Source organism: Moorena producens 3L (assembly GCF_000211815.1).
Classification (GTDB): domain Bacteria; phylum Cyanobacteriota; class Cyanobacteriia; order Cyanobacteriales; family Coleofasciculaceae; genus Moorena; species Moorena producens.
Genome location: NZ_GL890928.1, coordinates 1 through 17047, shown reverse-complemented (window position 1 = coordinate 17047; position 17047 = coordinate 1). Strand labels below are relative to the sequence as shown.

Sequence of the window (17047 nt, the reverse complement as noted above, 5' to 3'; positions counted from 1 at the left end):
TGATAATACCTAACAGATAATATAATGCCGATTTTTTTGACAATTTAAATCAAATTTGCAAGTTCACTATCAGACAAGATAATCTCCCCATAATCGGGAATCCAAGCTAGCCAGGTATTCTCAGATTCCCGACCTAAAATAAGAGCTTCTTCACAATGAATCGAGTTAGGGATATCAGGGGCTTTAACCCAAACTTGAGAGTCGGATTCTGCCTCAAGGTTACTTGAGTTAATCTCAATGGATTTGTCTTTAAAACCTAAGGTCGATTCAGTCTGCCTATTTTGTTTGGGCTTATAGTCTTTTGGCTTATAGCCATTTAAGCTAAGTAATTTACTCATTCTTAAATCCCCTCTTACTTGCTAATACATGTTGACTGTTTCCAAGGAAAGGAAATGATATCGTGTCCGGTTGTGCGCGATAGTGGTAAGCATTCAGCCGTCAGCTGTCAGCTGTCAGCTTAAAATAAACCTTTTTAGGGAGAATTTAATAGTTCGAGATTAATGAGAATTGAAAGTCTGGGGATTTGCCCATTAGCTTTGTGGCACAGGCTTTGGCCTTTGGCCACGCTGTGCGAACGACGCTGTGACGTAACTCAGATTAATCGAATGCTTACCTCTTTTATTCAAAAGCTGTTCGCAAAGCGTGCGCGTAGCGCATAGGCTGATGGCTGATAGCTGAATACTGACCGTTGTTTCTTTGGTAATCGATACTCCCGGACATGATATTATTTACTTTTCCAGACAAGACTCTTTAACTGGAAGCCCAACATGGCGTCCACTGGGCGCAGTATGACCAAGCAGCTTATCTCCAGGCTTTAATTCTGTGACATTCAGGACTTTACCACCAGGTCCAAGAACTCTTACATGCCAATCGTCTTGGACAATCACATTTACCGGAATTCCAGATTGAGACACTGCATCGATACTGAGTAGGGGACGAACTTCTATCTTCATCCTGCCTACAACTATTTCTCGTGCCTTGCCATCACAATTTACTCCTAATACTTTGTGTCCTGAACTGAGCTCACTAAGATAATTAGTTTGGCTAACACTAGACACTAAATAAGAATGTATAGCACCAGCATTGACTCGGAAAGGACGAGTTGGCATGTAGGGGAGTGGATGGGTTTCGCTGCTAACTAAAATCATTCCTTGGGAATAAGAACCAATGAGTATACCTTCATCTTTGGCAAAGTTAGAACAAGTATCTACACAAGCCCGCTCTCCCATTCCAATATGAGAAATTTTTGTTACTTCAAGTTCTTCCAGTGAAACTTCCAAATTGTTGGCCTTACGACACAGTTGCCCAAGCTCCCTGGCATCGATAATCCCGTTAGGGGTTAGCATGACCCCATGTGACCCTTTTTCTAAGACCCCCAGGACAATTTCTGCTTCCTGAATATCTTTGACAACGGTAATTATTTGGCCATCCGTGTTGTCCGCTGATGCTAAAACAATCTCCAGAGGAATTTTTGTGGGGTCTTTAAAATAGATGACAGCCCATTTTTACTGTCTAGCTATCTTACAAGCAGTTTGTAAGGTTTCGTCGTCGATAACATGAATAAAAAATCCAATTTCTGCTTTAGATTTGTAGGTTTCTGGTTGAGTAGTTATTTCAGAATACCAGGAATGATCAAACAGTAATATATCGGCGTTATCGATACATCCTTCTGCTTCTTCTGGGCTGTCTACAAAAGCAATGCGAGAGACAGAATCATGACAATCCATGACTGGACTTGATGAATCAACTACCACTCCATTGATATCAGAATTTAGAGACCCACACAGTGCTTTATAGTCAACATCATTAAAGCTTCTTAGGTCTAACCAAGATAATTTCATTACGCTACCTCCTTGATGGCAAACTGATAGGGATTACTGATAACTTTGGCAATTTCTTGAGAAATGAATGAGGGATTACTGTGTTGAAATATATTTCTACCAACAGCAACGCCTTTACCGCCAGCCTTGATGGCATCTTTGATCATCGATAAGATCGAGCTATCTGCATTGCTCTTTGCTCCTCCGGCAACGATAACAGGGATGTCAACGGCATTAACAACTTGTTTAAACGATTGAACATCGCCAGTGTAGTTAACCTTGACAATATCTGCTCCTAGCTCCCAGGCCAATCGGGTTGAGTGAGCGATCGCATCTGCATCGTACTCATTTTTAATCTTCTCTCCTCGTGCATAAACCATTGCTAGCAATGGCATACCCCATTGATGACAGGCGGCTGAGATTTGGCTGAAATCTTTGAGCATACGGTATTCATCGTTTGCCCCAAGATTAACGTGAATTGAAACTCCATCTGCACCAAGCTTAATGGCTTGTTCAACACTACTGACTAGATGTTTGGAAGATGGATCGGGAGATAGGTTCGTTGACCCAGAAAGATGCAAAATTAACGATATATCTTTCTGAATTAAACCTGGATGAATTGCCCGAGCTATCCCTTGATGAGCAACAATTGCACTAATGGTTTTCTCCGGTAACGATCTGATAAATTGATGAACTTTTGCCAGACCACTAACCGGACCCAGTGTAAACCCATGGTCAATTGGGACTATAAAATAGTTGTCTAATCCTTTGAGAATTCTTGCCAAACGATAATTTTTACCAAGAGACATAACAGACTCCTTTTGAATCGATTACAGGATGTTGTGTTTTCCAAAATCGTCAGCTGTCAGCCGTTGGCCGTTGGCCACGCTACGCGAACAGCTGTCAGCCGTTAGCTTAAAATAAACCTGTTTGGCCTATGGCCACGCTACGCGAATAGCTTTCCGTAACAGAGATTAAACGAATGCTTACCTCTTTTATTCAAAACAGTTTCCTCCTCAATAACCGTGCGCATAAGCTGATAGCTGATAGCTGATAGCTGATAGCTGCATGCTTACTGGAAAACTAACTTTTAGTGTTTCATGGCACTTAGCTCAATCTCGATATTTCTATCGTGCCTGACACTGACAAACCGAAAGTCTCAGTTTTTGCCTCAGTTTTTGTCTTAGTAACTGAAACTCAGGTGAGCTGCCTGGTTTTTTTTTGAGTAATCTCAGGAATTTCTTAGATTTGGCTCAGGTTTAACTTAACAGGATAACTTATATAGCCAAGGGAATAGGGAGTCGGGAGTCAAGGGCACCGAGGGAGTAGGGAGTGGGGAACTGTATTTTTACAACCAGCTCTGCTAGTCTAGAACTTAAACCGGTTTGTCTCAGTTTTTGTCTCAGTGGTTTCAGTTATGCTGTGTTTCTGAGATTTTTCTCATGTTTCCCTCAGATTTCCTCTTCCCTAACTAATTCCATAACTTTCCATAACATTTCTACATTGCGCGGCTTTTTGGTCACCCATACATTAAAGAGTTAGGTATAGTGATGGCTGGATTAGGGATGGTGCCATAGCGATCGACCCCATGGATTGGGGGTTAAGCAAAGCAAGATAGTGGAGTTATGATGAATTCCGTGCGAGCATCTGAATCAGGACTTAAATTAGTAGACCAAGCTAGACGTCAGAAAAGATGGAACAAAACAGCGGTAGCTTGGTATACCAGTGCATTTACCTCTAGGGCAACCTTAAACCGATTTTGGGGCAGACAGTCAATTCGTACTGACACCTTCATGGCCATTTGTAGTGCTGTAGGTCTTGATTGGGAAAAGGTAGTTGAGCCGGATGAGATTGAGATAGATCAGATGGAGCTAACAGCGCTATCGACAACTGCTCTGGCTGGAATTGGACATCTTGATTGGGGTGGAGCTCCAGAACCGAGGAGTTTCTACGGTCGGATGCAGGAACTGAATACCCTACAGGAATGGATTCTACAGGACAACTGCTGCCTGGTGGCACTTCTAGGGATGGGGGGAATTGGCAAAACCACCTTGGCTGTGAAGTTAGCCCATCTGCTACAGGATAAATTTGAGTTTGTGATGTGGCGCAGTCTACGGAATGCTCCGCCCCTAGAGGAAGTCCTGGCAGACATGATTCAATTTCTGTCTGTGCAGCAGGAAACGAATTTACCATCGTCTGTGGATGGCAAAATTTTGCGATTGATTCAGTATTTACAGACGGCGCGTTGCCTGCTGGTTCTTGATAATACCGAATCGATCCTCGAAAGTGGTTCTCGCACCGGTGGCTATCGAGAGGGATATGCTGGATACGGTGAGCTACTCAGAACTATTGGGGAAACTTCCCACAATAGCTGCCTAGTGATGACCTCCCGGGAGCCACCTCAAGACTTGAACATTCTGGAGGGGGAAGCCTTACCGGTTCGCTGCTTCCCACTCAAAGGTTTACCAGAAACCCACGGACAGGAAATCTTTAAGGAAAAAGGACATTTTATTGGGGATGACACCCAATGGATGACCCTAATTGAGCGTTATGCCGGAAATCCTTTAGCCTTAAAGATGGTAGCCTGTGCAGTCAGAGACTTTTTTGATAGCAATATTGCTCAGTTTCTGGATTTTTTAAAGGAAGGCTCATTCATTTTTGATGATATTCGGGATTTACTAGATCGGCACTTTCAGCGCCTTACCTCCACAGAAAAGGAACTGATGTACTGGCTAGCTATCAATCGGGAACCCATTTCTCTTGAAGAACTGCAAGAAGACTTTGTATGCTACCTATGCGCTACGGATATTTTAGAAGCTGTAGGGTCTCTACAACGGCGGTCATTGATTGAGAAAACCTCAACTGGGTTTACCCAACAACCTGTAGTCATGGAATACATGATTAATCGACTGATCGAGCAGATTCCTGAAGAGATTATTAGTCAAAATATCACTATCTTCCGCACTCACTCCCTACTCAAAGCCAGCGCCCCTGACTATGTTCGGGATGCTCAAGTCTGTCTGATTCTCGAACCGATTATTGAGAAATTACTCTCTAGTTTTGGTTCTACAAAACAGCTGGAAAACCATCTCCTGGAAATCCTATCAATGCTGCGCGCCCCGACTCCTGGGGTTAAAAAATCTACTCTCCAGATGGGATATGTCAGTGGTAATACTATTAATTTACTTAGTCAATTACAGATTGATTTAAACGGCTATGACTTTTATGGTCTGACAGTTTGGCAAGCCAACCTACAGGGACTGAAATTACACAATGTCAATTTCGCTGGCTGTGACTTGGCTGGCTCAGTGTTTACTGAAACCCTAGGGAATATGTTATCAGCAGCATTTAGTCCAGATGGGAGGATGTTGGCAATTTGTGATACAGATTTTCAGATTCGCCTATGGCATGTGCAAACTGGTAAACTACTGGTAATCTGTGAGGGTCACACTAATTGGGTACGCTCTGTTGCGTTTAGTCGGGATGGTAAAACCTTAGCCAGTGGTAGTGCTGACCATACCGTCAAGTTATGGCAAGTCAGTGATGGCAGCTGCTTGCAAACTTGTACTGGACATACTGATGAAGTGTTCTCAGTTGCTTTTAATCCTCAAGGTAATACCCTGATTAGTGGTAGTAGCGACCACACCGTAATACTCTGGGATGGTGACACGGGTCAATGCCTCAACAGGTTTACTGGACATACCGGTTGTGTGAGATCAGTTGCGTTTAGTACTGATGGCAAAACCCTAGCCAGTGGCAGTGATGACCACACTGTAATACTCTGGGATGCTAGCACTGGTAGTTGGGTTAGAACTTGTACTGGACATACCAGTGGAGTACGCTCAGTGGCTTTTAGCACTGACGGCAACACCCTAGCCAGTGGCAGTAATGACCACACTGTCAGACTTTGGGATGCTAGGACTGGTAGCTGTGTTAGTACTCACACCGGACATAGTAGTGGAGTCTACTCAGTGGCTTTTAGCACTGATGGCAAAACCCTAGCTACTGGTAGTGGTGACCATACTGTCAGGCTATGGGATTACCACACTGGTATTTGCCTGAAAACCTTGCATGGACATACTAATCAGATCTTTTCTGTGGCGTTTAGTCCTGAAGGTAACACCCTAGTCTGTGTGAGTTTAGATCAAACTGTCAGACTTTGGGATTGGGGCACTGGTCAATGCTTGAAAACTTGGCAGGGACATACTGATTGGGTATTTCCAGTGGCTTTCAGTCCTGATGGTAAAACCTTGGCAAGTGGCAGTAACGACAATACAGTCAGACTATGGGATTATCATAGCGATCGCTGTATCAGTATTTTGCACGGACATACTGCTCACGTGTGTTCAGTGGCCTTTAGTACTGACGGTAAAACCGTAGCTAGTAGCAGTAGAGACGAAACTATCAGGCTTTGGGATATCAAGACGGGAAAATGCTTAAGGATTTTGCACGGACATACTGATTGGATCTATTCCGTCACTTTCAGCGGTGATGGGAAAACCCTAGCCAGTGGCAGTGCTGACCAAACGGTGAGGCTTTGGGATCAGCGTACTGGTGACTGCGTCAGCACTTTGGAAGGACATACTAATCAGATCTGGTCAGTGGCTTTCAGTAGTGATGGTAAAACCTTGGCCAGTAGCAATACTGACCAAACGGTGAGGCTGTGGGATGTTAGCACAGGGGAATGCTTGAAAACGTTACAGGGACATGGTAATCGGGTCAAATCCGTCGCTTTCAGTCCTAAGGATAATATCCTGGCCAGTTGTAGTACAGACGAAACGATACGCCTCTGGGATTTGAGTACGGGTGAATGCTCTAAACTATTACGGGGACACAACAATTGGGTCTTTTCCGTGGCATTCAGTCCCGATGGCAACACTATCGCTAGCGGCTCTCACGACCAAACTGTCAAGGTGTGGGATGTTTCGACAGGGGAGTGCCGCCACACTTGCACCGGACATACCCATCTAATCTCTTCTGTTGCCTTTAGTGGGGATGGTCAAATTGTAGCTAGTGGCTCTCAAGACCAAACGGTGAGGCTTTGGGACACTAAGACGGGCAAGTGCCTGAAAATTCTCAGAGCTCCCAGACTCTACGAAGCGATGAATATCACTGGAGTGACAGGATTAACTGAGGCACAGAAAGCAACTCTGAAACAGTTGGGTGCGATCGCATAAGTCGGCAATGCCATTAATTGTGCCTAGGTACTTACTTTGAAATGGGGAATGTGAGCCGAAACCCAATCCTCCTGCTGAGAATTGGGATTGGTTTCAATAAGAGCGATCTAGAACATTGGTAAGTCGTGGAGGACTAAAGGTTATGGAGCTTTGGCATGGGGCAGACTTGTGCAAGCAAGACCATCTTTGTTCCCATCTAGACGGAAACGATCATCCCCAAAGTAGTTAAACACAGCCTGTGCCTCTTCCTGAGTCTTAAAATCCGAGCAGTTACAATCGGAATTCACACAATCGGGAAGCTCAAAAAGATTGGCTGTATCAGTTTCAGGCTTGCTTTGAACAGCAGGTTTCAGAGTAGCCATTAGTGTAGGAGGGCTATACTCAGTGCTTTCTTTAGACGCAAAAACGATATAGGCATCTGGGGCTTTATATTCTGCACGATTAATCAGAATAGTCACTATGTCATCAGTATCACCTTTGATGAAATCTAGTAACTCAGGTGAGTTAAAGCTAAAAGAATCTCCTGTCGCTATAGAAGCTGCAGGGAGTTTCCCTAAGTAAGTTGTTTGGTTTGAGATAAATAAATTGGTAGAGTAAGTATCATTACCCGGCGCGTTATTCCAAGTGGTTTTGGTTTCAGACCAATTTTCGTCTACTCCATCATTCAAGCCATAAAACTCAATAGATCCTTTGGTGTTGGGAAGGTTGATCGTACTCAAATTCAGGCTCACATCATCAATACCATCATTCAGCTCACTGAGATCAAATCGGAGGTAAGTTTTGCGGCTATAAGAGACGGTGTTATCAAGCTTGACGACTAATTTACCGTTTGTTCCATTATTCTTACTAGAGTAGGAACCACCTCGGATAAAGGTGTCTGCTCCATTGCCCGCTGCTGTAGTAATTAGTTGAAGATTGCCAGTGATTGGTGCTACTTGGGGGTTTTCTACATTTTGTATGCTCCCGCTTTCAGCGTTAACCATGGCTTGGCTTGGAGCGGGGAAGAGCATCACGGCAGGAATTATCAAAACCGCGCTCAGCAGAAAAGCCCATAGACTTCTGAGAGATAATGGTACCATGTTACGTTGTTGTAATTGCGTTAACAATAATGGTGCATCTATACTATAGAGCAATCCTGGGGGGCGACATGTAAGCTGAAATCCTTAGAGCTAATTTATAGCGTAAATCTTAAGAGCTCAAATCCTTACCCAAAATCCCTCTGTACTTGATTAACTCTTGCCTCTAGCATGCATGCCTCTTGCCTTTCCTTAAGGAAGTATGTTCACAACTCAAATCAAAATGCTATATGCCTAACCCATTTCCAGGGATGAATCCCTACCTTGAACAACCGGAATATTGGTCGGATTTCCACAACCAATTGCTGGCAGCTTTGGCTAGAGCATTAATTCCTAAACTGCTACCTAAATATCGGGTGGTTACCGATAAGTGGGTTTATAAGATTGCTGGCTCAACGAAGATTGCCATTGGTAGACCAGATGTTACGGTTCAACAAAGCCGAGATGCTTCAGTCGCAATGGCTACAGCAGTTGCGGTATCTGAACCGTCAGTTCAACCGATTAAGGTAGCTGTTCCTTTACGAGAAGAAGTGCGACAATCCTACATCGAGGTTAAAGATGTAGCCACCAAGGAAGTGGTAACAGCGATTGAAGTGATCTCCCCTGCCAATAAACGAGGAGAAGGGCGTCTTAAATACGAAGCCAAACGCCAGCAGATTTTGGAGAGTATGACTCATCTGGTAGAAATTGACCTGTTGCGAGATGGGGAACCCTTGCCTGTTTCTAACAGCAGTAATCCGAGTCATTATCGGATATTAGTCAGTCGTTCTAATACCCGTCCCACTGCTGACTTGTACCTTTTTAATTTAAGCGATCGCATTCCCTCTTTTCGGCTTCCCCTGCTTCCTGGGGATAGGGAACCAATGGTAGAATTACAGACATTGGTGGATCAGCTGTATGACCAGTTAGGCTACGAGTATTTTATTGACTATAGCACCAGTCCGCCATTCCCTTGGTCGGAGGATGATGTGGCATCTTGGGCAAGAGATCGTCGATAAAATTTGTGAATCAGGACAAAAATAAGTTCTCGACTGTATCAAGCCATAGCTCATTAGCCTCAAAATATAGTAAGCTTTTTAGAGCCCATGTCGCCCCTAAAGCTATCTAAGTCTTAAAAGCGCTTCCCCAACATAAGAATCTGTTGGGTATTTCTTGCTAGTTCAGTGGCATCACCATTACGCCAGTATAGATCTTCTCCAACATATGATATAGCAGTCGAAGCAAAGCTTAGGACATAATAGTCAAAAAGCCAAATAGCCAGGACTTGTTAATAAATTAATAAAATGGCAGTTCCTTACAGTTACGATTTAAGAAAAAAAGTGATTAGTGCTATCGACGATGGCATGGTAAAAACTCAAGCTAGTCGTTTATTGAAAATTAGCCGAAATACAATTGATATCTGGTTAAAAAAGAGAAATTAAACAGGAGATTATAGGCCAAAAGAGGGTTATCAAAAGGGATATAATCCGAAAATAGCTGATTTGGAGAGATTTAGTAAATTTGTCCAATCTCATGGTAGCTCAACTCAGAATGAAATGGCAGAAGCATGGTCAGAAAAGATGTAAGTATTCAGCTATCAGCTATCAGCTATCAGCTATCAGCTAATGCGCACGCTACTTGAGGTGCTACAGATGGTGCTTTTGAATAAGCGATGCAGAGGTGCGACCCGTGGCGAATTTAATTACGGGTCAAACGCACCATTACGGTCTTGGGGAGGCAGAGGTGCGACCCGTGGCGAATTAAATTCGCCTACGGAAAACGCACCATTACGGTCTTGGGGGTTCCCCCCATGACCGCGCTGCCGTGGTTTCCCCCACTCGCGCTTGGGATCAAGACAACAGGTAAGCATTGGAATAATGCTGAGTTACTTTAGCTGACGGCTGACGGCTGACGGCTGACGGCTGACGGCTGAATGCTTACGAAAAGATTAGTGATAGGACTTTTGGTATTGCCTTAAAAAAAATCGGTTATACCCGAAAAAAAAACTTACGGTTATCGAGAAAGGGATGAATAAAAAAGGCAAGAGTTTCTAGAAAAAATTTCTAAAAAGAAGCCAGACAAGCTAGTTTACATAGCGGTGCGACCGTGAGGTTTCCAACTCCTAGGTCGCCGCTCCGCGAACGCCTAGGTCACGCGCACCAAGAGAGGATAAAAAATTCGATAATTAGTTGAATCAGCCGGTTGTTAACTTCAGGTGCTACCCAAGGGCGCGAGGAATTGCTCGCGCCCTTGGAGGCGCGCACCTTACTATTTGCCCCCCTATTCTCCTGATTTAAAGAAAATAGAACATTATTGATTTTCGATTAAAAATCGAGTGATAAAATAAATAATTACTATCGAAAAATTTCGTATTAAGAGTTGATTTGGCTGTTTATTTAACGTCCTCATCTATACTTATACGGCTATAAAATATGATAGTTTAATTCAGAAAATATTTGTCCAAATTCCGGAATTATTGCTATTTTTATTACGTCAAACTCAGGTAATCATCCCGTGGGTTGGTTGTTGCAGTTTAGTTTTTACCAAAAAAGCTCTGCTATGATGATTTTCCAGATAAAATAGTGATAAAATAGTTTAATTTAATGCACATTAAAGATGCTGATGAGCCCAGAGGGCAGCCTGAGTGCGATCGCGAACATCCAACTCACAGAAAATATTAGTTAGATGATTTTTAATCGTGCCTTCGGTCAGATTAAGGGCGGCTGCAATTTCTCGATTGCTTTTACCTTGTCCCAACAGCTTCAGGATCTGTAGTTCCCTCTGATTGAATTGAGCATGATAATCTGTTTTTTCCCGTTCAGGTTGGGTATTATTCAGTTGAGAAAACACCTTTGGAGCGATGGTAGGACCTAATTGGCTGTATCCCTGATGCAAACTACGAATGGCCGCTGCCACCTTAGGTGCTGGAGTACTTTTAAGCAAATATCCCAACGCCCCAGCCTGAAGAGACTGGAACACATAGTCATCATTGTCAAAGGTGGTTAAGACCAGAATCCGAATCCAGGGGTAGCGGGTATGGATTTCTCGGGTTGCTTGCACGCCATCGCAGATGGGCATCCGCACATCCATCAAGATAATGTCAGGCTGTAACCTCTCCGTGAGGGCAATGGCCTCTTCACCGTGATTGGCTTCACCCACCACCTCGAGATCATCCTCCAGGGACAACAGTGCCGCCAGTCCCTGACGAAAGATGGGTTGATCATCAGCCAATAGAAGTCGAATCATCGTGGTATCCTAATCTGAATACAGCTGCCTTGTCCCGGTGTGCTATCTAATTGTATCGATCCGCCTATCAGCTGAACTCTCTCCTGCATACCCCTGAGGCCAAAACCCTGGGTGGGTTTAGCAATATCAAAGCCAATACCGTCGTCCTTTAGCTCAAGGATAACCGCATCAGCCGAAGCATATCCCTTGAGGTGAATAACCTGGGCTTGACTGTGTTTGCGGATATTTTCCAATCCTTCCTTAACCACACAGTAAAGCTGATGATTGGTTTGTAACGGCAGCTGGGGCAAATCTATTTTGCTTTTAACCGTTATGGATGGGTTGGATGTAAAAGATTCCAGCAGCTGTGGCAGGGCCTTATTGAGATCAAAGGTCTCTTCTCGCATGGTGGTCACTGCCCGACGCACTTCTTGTAAGGATTGGCTGGCCAGCAGTTTGGCCGTGTCTAACGCTGGTTGAAGCTGATTAGAGTTTCGTTCGTAGAGTCGTTGTGCTAATTCTAGCTGCACATCAAGGGAGGTCAAAGTATGCCCCAATGAATCATGAATATCGCGAGCAATGCGGGTGCGTTCTAAATCTGCGGCTAGCAATTCAACTTCCTGAGTTAAAGCGATTGCTTGCTGACGACTCCTGTACTCAGCCACTAAGCTTAAACAAAGCAGCGTAATTAGCACACTCAGAGAAATATAGACTACAAGTTCAGTGAAAATCAGTTGCGCAATAAATACTTGGGGAGTCTCTTGAAGGGTTTGTAGGTTTTTTTCAAAGCGAGCTTGCTGCTCTGCAATCGGTTTTGAGAGATCAGTTAGTAAATCATTCGTTAACCGCCACGCAAAACCTACATGCCAGGTAATGCCGACTAAAACAACCGTGATGATCACGTCCCGACGACGCAACAGAAAACAGCTTTTGGCTAAGTATAGAAAGACAAAGAGACCGAGACCGGCATCACTAAAGATTATTGTCACCAACACACAGGAAATTCCGGCAAAGACATAAACTCGTCGCTGCCACATGGGGCGACGGATTGGAAAGAAAAAGCTCAGAATGGCCAAAACTCCCAATACACAAAAGCTTATTAGGTAGTCACTGCCCTTGGTCTCGTTGGACAATGATTTATTCAGGATGAGGAACAGCAATAGCAGGATGGTCATGATCAAACATGCCCATTCCAGATAGCGCAGGATTTTAGGAATTGAAGGATTAATGGTGGAAACCTGAGGAGTTGTCCGAGCTGACATCAGCTTACCTAATGCTTATGACTGCTTCTACAGCTTATGAAACTTATGGATAAATTTCCATGACAAACGTCATGTATCCATATGACCTTTCGCTATAGTCAGTTTGAAATGGCCTGTTTAATATTGAATTATAAGCAACTCTTCAGAGGATACGGTTTGTCATGAAACAATTTCAATTTGGTGCAGGTTTGATGATGTCTATTAGTTTGATGGGTTTTAGCCTTGGCAATCCACCGCTGCCCCTAACGGCAAAAACTGCTAGCGCTGCTGAAAGTCAGACCGCTGTAGCACCGTTACTTCAGCGGGAACTATTCTTTGGCGATCCAGAGATTACGGGTGCCCAGCTTTCCCCCGACGGTCAGTTTCTGGCCTTTCAAAAACCTCTAGACGGCGTGATCAATGTGTGGGTTAAGGGCATCAATGAACCGATGGAAGCTGCTCGTCCAGTCACGGCTGATGCTGAAAGCCCAATTATAATTTACTTTTGGAGCGCCGATGGTCGTTACATTCTCTACGGCCAGGATAAAGGGGGCAATGAGAATTTTCACATTTATGCGGTTGAAGCTAAATCTTTAGGTGAGACTAGCCCGGTAACCCGCGATTTAACCCCTGTAGAGGGGATTACGGCCAGTATATATAGCGTTCCTAAACGGACTCCCAACCACATCATTATCGGTCTTAACGAGCGCAATCCCCAGTTTCATGATGTCTATCGTTTGGATTTGACAACAGGCGAGCGGACGCTGTTGATTCAAAATGACGATAATATTGCCCTCTGGACAACGGATTTAGACGGTAATGTGCGCATCGGCTATCGCCAAACCCTGGAAGGGGGGCATGAGATTCTGGCGGTGCAAAAAGATGGATTAACACCTGTTTACACCTGTCGAATTGAAGAAACCTGTGTCCCCATTCGCTTTCATAAAGATGGCCAACGGGTGTATCTGATCAGCAATCGGGATGGGAATTTAATCCAGTTAGAGCTGCTTAATCTCGAAAGCCAACAGAGTCAGGTCGTGGAAGTTGATCCTGAAAACCAGGTGGATTTTGGGGGTGCAGTGTTTTCACAAGCGACTGATGAGTTGATTGCTACCTCCTATATTGGCGATCGCATCCGCATCTATCCTCAAAACGACAAGATAGCGGCTGATCTAGCCTTTCTGAAACAACAACTGCCCGACGTTGATATTGTGTTGCAATCCCTTACCCTGGATGATCGCTTTGCGTTGATTGGAACCCGGAGCGATGTGAATCCCGGGTCTACTTATCTATTTGATCGTAGTACTCAAACCCTGGAAAAACTCTACGATGATCGGCCAGAGCTGCCCAGGGAACATTTGGCCACCATGCAGCCGATCCGCTATACAGCCCGTGATGGTCTAGAGATTCCAGCCTATCTGACCCTGCCCCAGGGGGTAGACCCAGTGAACTTACCGGTGATTGTCATGCCCCACGGTGGACCTTGGGGACGAGATATGTGGGGGTACAAGCGGTTTACCCAGTTTCTGGCTAATCGCGGTTACGCCGTTCTCCAACCCAACTTTCGAGGGTCTACTGGCTATGGTAAAGCTTTTCTCAATGCCGGTAACAACGAATGGGGCACGGGTGCGATGCAGCATGACCTGACGGATGGCGTGCAGTATCTGATTGATGCAGGGATTGCCGATCCCGAGCGTGTGGGAATTTTTGGTGTCTCCTATGGAGGCTATGCCACCCTAGCTGGTTTGGCATTTACACCAGATATCTATGCCGTTGGCGTATCCTATGTGGGGCCATCGAATCTGATTACCTTGCTCAAGTCAATTCCCCCCTATTGGGAATCGATGAAGGCTACCTTTGCTCTGCGGCTGGGAGATCCGGATGATCCGAGCGATCGCTCCCGTCTAAAAGCCCAGTCACCCCTGTTTTCCGCCGACCAAATTCAGGCCCCACTAATGGTAATTCAAGGAGCCAAGGATCCCCGGGTTAAGCAAGCGGAATCGGACCAAATTGTGGCCGCATTGCGAGATTTAGGCCGACCGGTGGAATATTTGATTGCCCCCGATGAAGGCCATGGTTTCCGTAAGGAGATCAACTCGCTGGCCATGACAGCTGCATTAGAGAAGTTTTTAGCTGAACACCTGGGCGGACGTTACCAGGCTGAGATGTCTGAAGACGTACAAGCTCAACTAGAAAAATTAACTGTTGATATTGACACTGTCACAGTTAATGAATCCGGTGAGCCTGAGATTGTTGAGCTTGACCCAGCAATTTACAACCGCTATGTGGGAACCTACCAGTTACTCCCTAATATGCAGATCGCTATTCGAGTCGAGGAAGAACAACTACTCGCCCAAGCCACAGGGCAGGAAGCGTTTAGCCTTTATGCTGTTTCAGAAACTAAATTCTTGGCTCAGGTTGCAGATATCACGATTCAATTCAATTTGTCAGCAGATGAAACGGTTGACGGATTAACACTTTATCAAGGGGGTCAGGAATTGATTGCATCCAAGGTGAAGTAATTGAATAGATTGAGATTGGGGGCACACTCCTGTGTGTCCCGTGCAGGATTGCTGACGATACTAACGAGGAGCCTCTAGTTATGGAAACAGAAACGATTCAACGTACTACAAGACAAGTATTAACTCAGGCGGCAGCAGGTGCGGCTGCCGGATTACTGGCGGGCATCGCTATCATGTCTATCTATCGATGGCTTTGGCATGTAGAGATATCTTTGAATACAATAATGCTTTTAAGCATAGGCTTCTCCATTTACTGTGGAGTTTTATCTGCTTGGCTAGGGAAAAGATTCTGGAATTTACTCGGTACCTTTATCAGCTCTATCAGCTGATATTTGGTGTGAGGCAAGGCTCCCTTAGAGGAAACGGTTAAGGGACTCACCCTTGATCAGGCGGGTCAGGAATTGATTGCCCCTAAGGTGAATTAGTGCTATCCATTTAGTTTAAGCGATCGCATTCCCTCTTTTCCGCTTCCCCTGCTTCCTGGGGATACCGAACCAATGGTACAATTACAGACATTGGTGGATCAGCTTTATGACCAGTTAGGCTACGACTATTTTATTGACTATAGCAGCAATCCACCATTGCCTTGGTCGGAGGATGATGTAGAATCTTGGGCAGGATGTCGCCGATAAAATTTTTGAATCAGGACAAAAATTAACAGAAAGATAAATGTTCGCAGATTGCCCAACCTTTTTTATCCTTACTCAATTATCCATTAAGCGATCGCGACTTATATAAACTCCCCAAAATCCCAATGTAATTACCCGAAGTGACTTCTTTATCTTCTGCTCCCTCGTTATATCTCAATTGCCAGGATTAACGGTTATGTCAAGTCAACTAGACCCCCTACTGAAGCTAATAGTTCCACCATCTTTGGACCTCAAAGTAAATCACCAACAGTTTGAACAATTAGCCACTGCTAACCGAGACCTGAGATTAGAAAGAACTGCCCAAGGAAAATTGATTGTGAATCCACCAACAGGATGGGAAACCGGTAAAAGAAATCTTAGTATTACCAGGCAATTAGGAAATTGGTATGAGGAAAACCCAGAAAAAGGAGAAGCATTTGACTCTTCTACCGGATTTGAACTTCCCAGTGGCTCGAATCGTTCCCCTGATAGCTCTTGGGTGTCACGTCACCGCTGGGATGCACTCACCGAGGAACAAAAACAAACGTTGTCTTGATGCAGTCGCTCATGGGGGAAACCCCCAAGACCGCGCTGCATCGCTCCCTAAAGTTTGTCCTGATTTCGTAATTGAGTTGCGATCAAAGTCTGACAGTCTCAAGGAGCTACAAGCAAAAATGCAAGAATACATTGACAATGGCTTGCGCTTAGGTTGGCTGATTGACCCTCAGAATCGACGGGTTGAAATCTATCGGTCAGGACAAAAAACTGAGGTTATAGATAATCCCAACGAGTTATCTGGAGAAGCGGTGCTTCCCGGTTTCAAACTTAAATTACAAGGAATTATAACCTGATTTGTTGGGAGCATGTCCTGGAGGTGCGCCAAAGGCGATCGCAGCAGTTTGATTAGGTGCGATTCTCCTAGGAGAATCGCAAACCAAAATCGTTTTATAATGTAGAATTATACATTCTAAATTCTAAATTCTAAATTCTACATTCTGCCCTCCTTCAAGCACAATCGTTGTCTTGATGCAGTCGCTCCAATAACTCCTTCGGAATAGTCTCAAAATCCTCCAACAAAAAATCCATAATCGCCAGATGGCGCAAGTGACCAGCAGTGGGAGGGTAACAGCGACGACTGGTGGAAAACCAGCCATTAACCGTGTGAACGGAACAAGAGCAGATCAAAGCTATATCTTCGTGAGTCAAGTCCCACTTTTGGTAAAACCGTTGGGGTGTCATACCCAATTGGCAGTAACTGTACAGTAGAATCAAGATTTGCTCTCGCTTCTTGATGCAGTCGCTCATGGGGGAAACCCCCAAGACCGCGCTGCATCGCTCCGTGATCGGATAGGGATAGATATTTTCATCCCTCGGCTCC

Annotated in this window: 13 protein-coding genes and 4 pseudogenes; 8 read left to right on the top strand and 9 right to left on the bottom strand. The window is 44.7% G+C overall.

From position 1 onward, the window contains the following. Positions 1-44: 44 nt before the first annotated feature. The 4 genes from LYNGBM3L_RS16265 to LYNGBM3L_RS16255 form a co-directional block, all read right to left on the bottom strand. Entirely contained in the window at positions 45-338 is a 294-nt protein-coding gene (locus tag LYNGBM3L_RS16265; protein WP_008185397.1) for a hypothetical protein, read from the bottom strand. A 390-nt stretch (positions 339-728) separates the two neighbouring features. Continuing rightward, positions 729-1493, bottom strand: coding sequence for a 3-dehydroquinate synthase II family protein (locus LYNGBM3L_RS16260; RefSeq protein ID WP_202799210.1), 765 nt, complete (start codon positions 1491-1493; stop codon positions 729-731). 12 nt (positions 1494-1505) lie between these two features. Beyond that, positions 1506-1841 carry a hypothetical protein gene (locus tag LYNGBM3L_RS46550; protein WP_008185393.1) on the bottom strand — a complete coding sequence of 112 codons (336 nt, stop codon included), beginning with the start codon at positions 1839-1841 and terminating at the stop codon, positions 1506-1508. Further along, complete coding sequence (locus LYNGBM3L_RS16255) at positions 1841-2629, bottom strand: 2-amino-3,7-dideoxy-D-threo-hept-6-ulosonate synthase (protein WP_008185392.1); 789 nt, start codon at positions 2627-2629, stop codon at positions 1841-1843. Before LYNGBM3L_RS16255 ends, LYNGBM3L_RS46550 begins: the two co-directional genes overlap by 1 nt. A gap of 816 nt (positions 2630-3445) precedes the next feature. Between LYNGBM3L_RS16255 and LYNGBM3L_RS16250 the strand changes: the two genes are divergently transcribed. Next, a complete protein-coding gene (locus tag LYNGBM3L_RS16250; RefSeq protein ID WP_008185389.1) occupies positions 3446-6997 on the top strand; it encodes a WD40 domain-containing protein in 3552 nt (1183 codons plus the stop codon). A gap of 140 nt (positions 6998-7137) precedes the next feature. On the opposite strand, the gene LYNGBM3L_RS40930 is transcribed toward LYNGBM3L_RS16250, so the two are convergent. Then, positions 7138-8076, bottom strand: coding sequence for a CBM96 family carbohydrate-binding protein (locus tag LYNGBM3L_RS40930; RefSeq protein ID WP_008185387.1), 939 nt, complete (start codon positions 8074-8076; stop codon positions 7138-7140). Between the two features lie 227 nt (positions 8077-8303). Between LYNGBM3L_RS40930 and LYNGBM3L_RS16240 the strand changes: the two genes are divergently transcribed. Both LYNGBM3L_RS16240 and LYNGBM3L_RS50420 read left to right on the top strand, forming a co-directional pair. Further along, positions 8304-9071 carry a DUF4058 family protein gene (locus LYNGBM3L_RS16240; RefSeq protein WP_008185385.1) on the top strand — a complete coding sequence of 256 codons (768 nt, stop codon included), beginning with the start codon at positions 8304-8306 and terminating at the stop codon, positions 9069-9071. A gap of 285 nt (positions 9072-9356) precedes the next feature. Beyond that, positions 9357-9635: pseudogene (locus LYNGBM3L_RS50420) on the top strand (IS630 transposase-related protein); the annotation flags it as partial. Positions 9636-9754: 119 nt separating this feature from the next. Here LYNGBM3L_RS50420 and LYNGBM3L_RS43705 read toward each other — a convergent pair. Then, positions 9755-9922, bottom strand: coding sequence for a hypothetical protein (locus tag LYNGBM3L_RS43705; protein WP_154659821.1), 168 nt, complete (start codon positions 9920-9922; stop codon positions 9755-9757). 95 nt (positions 9923-10017) lie between these two features. On the opposite strand from LYNGBM3L_RS43705, the pseudogene LYNGBM3L_RS47510 reads away from it, so the two are divergent. Next, positions 10018-10147, top strand: a pseudogene (locus LYNGBM3L_RS47510) (IS630-like element ISWpi11 family transposase); the annotation flags it as partial. A 515-nt stretch (positions 10148-10662) separates the two neighbouring features. Here LYNGBM3L_RS47510 and LYNGBM3L_RS16235 read toward each other — a convergent pair. Both LYNGBM3L_RS16235 and LYNGBM3L_RS16230 read right to left on the bottom strand, forming a co-directional pair. Then, a complete protein-coding gene (locus LYNGBM3L_RS16235; RefSeq protein ID WP_008185384.1) occupies positions 10663-11298 on the bottom strand; it encodes a response regulator in 636 nt (211 codons plus the stop codon). Beyond that, a complete protein-coding gene (locus LYNGBM3L_RS16230; protein WP_044493487.1) occupies positions 11295-12539 on the bottom strand; it encodes a sensor histidine kinase in 1245 nt (414 codons plus the stop codon). Before LYNGBM3L_RS16230 ends, LYNGBM3L_RS16235 begins: the two co-directional genes overlap by 4 nt. Before the next feature lie 161 nt (positions 12540-12700). Here LYNGBM3L_RS16230 and LYNGBM3L_RS16225 point away from each other — a divergent pair, with 161 nt between their 5' ends. The 4 genes and pseudogenes from LYNGBM3L_RS16225 (at position 12701) to LYNGBM3L_RS16215 (ending at position 16520) form a co-directional block, all read left to right on the top strand. Further along, positions 12701-15040 carry an alpha/beta fold hydrolase gene (locus LYNGBM3L_RS16225; RefSeq protein WP_008185381.1) on the top strand — a complete coding sequence of 780 codons (2340 nt, stop codon included), beginning with the start codon at positions 12701-12703 and terminating at the stop codon, positions 15038-15040. 80 nt (positions 15041-15120) lie between these two features. Next, complete coding sequence (locus tag LYNGBM3L_RS16220) at positions 15121-15369, top strand: hypothetical protein (protein WP_008185379.1); 249 nt, start codon at positions 15121-15123, stop codon at positions 15367-15369. Between the two features lie 108 nt (positions 15370-15477). After that, positions 15478-15672: pseudogene (locus tag LYNGBM3L_RS36640) on the top strand (DUF4058 family protein); the annotation flags it as partial. 193 nt (positions 15673-15865) lie between these two features. Next, positions 15866-16520 (top strand): annotated as a pseudogene (locus LYNGBM3L_RS16215) (Uma2 family endonuclease). A 154-nt stretch (positions 16521-16674) separates the two neighbouring features. Here LYNGBM3L_RS16215 and LYNGBM3L_RS16210 read toward each other — a convergent pair. After that, positions 16675-17047: hypothetical protein (locus tag LYNGBM3L_RS16210; protein ID WP_008185375.1), on the bottom strand; the 373-nt coding region annotated here is incomplete at its 5' end.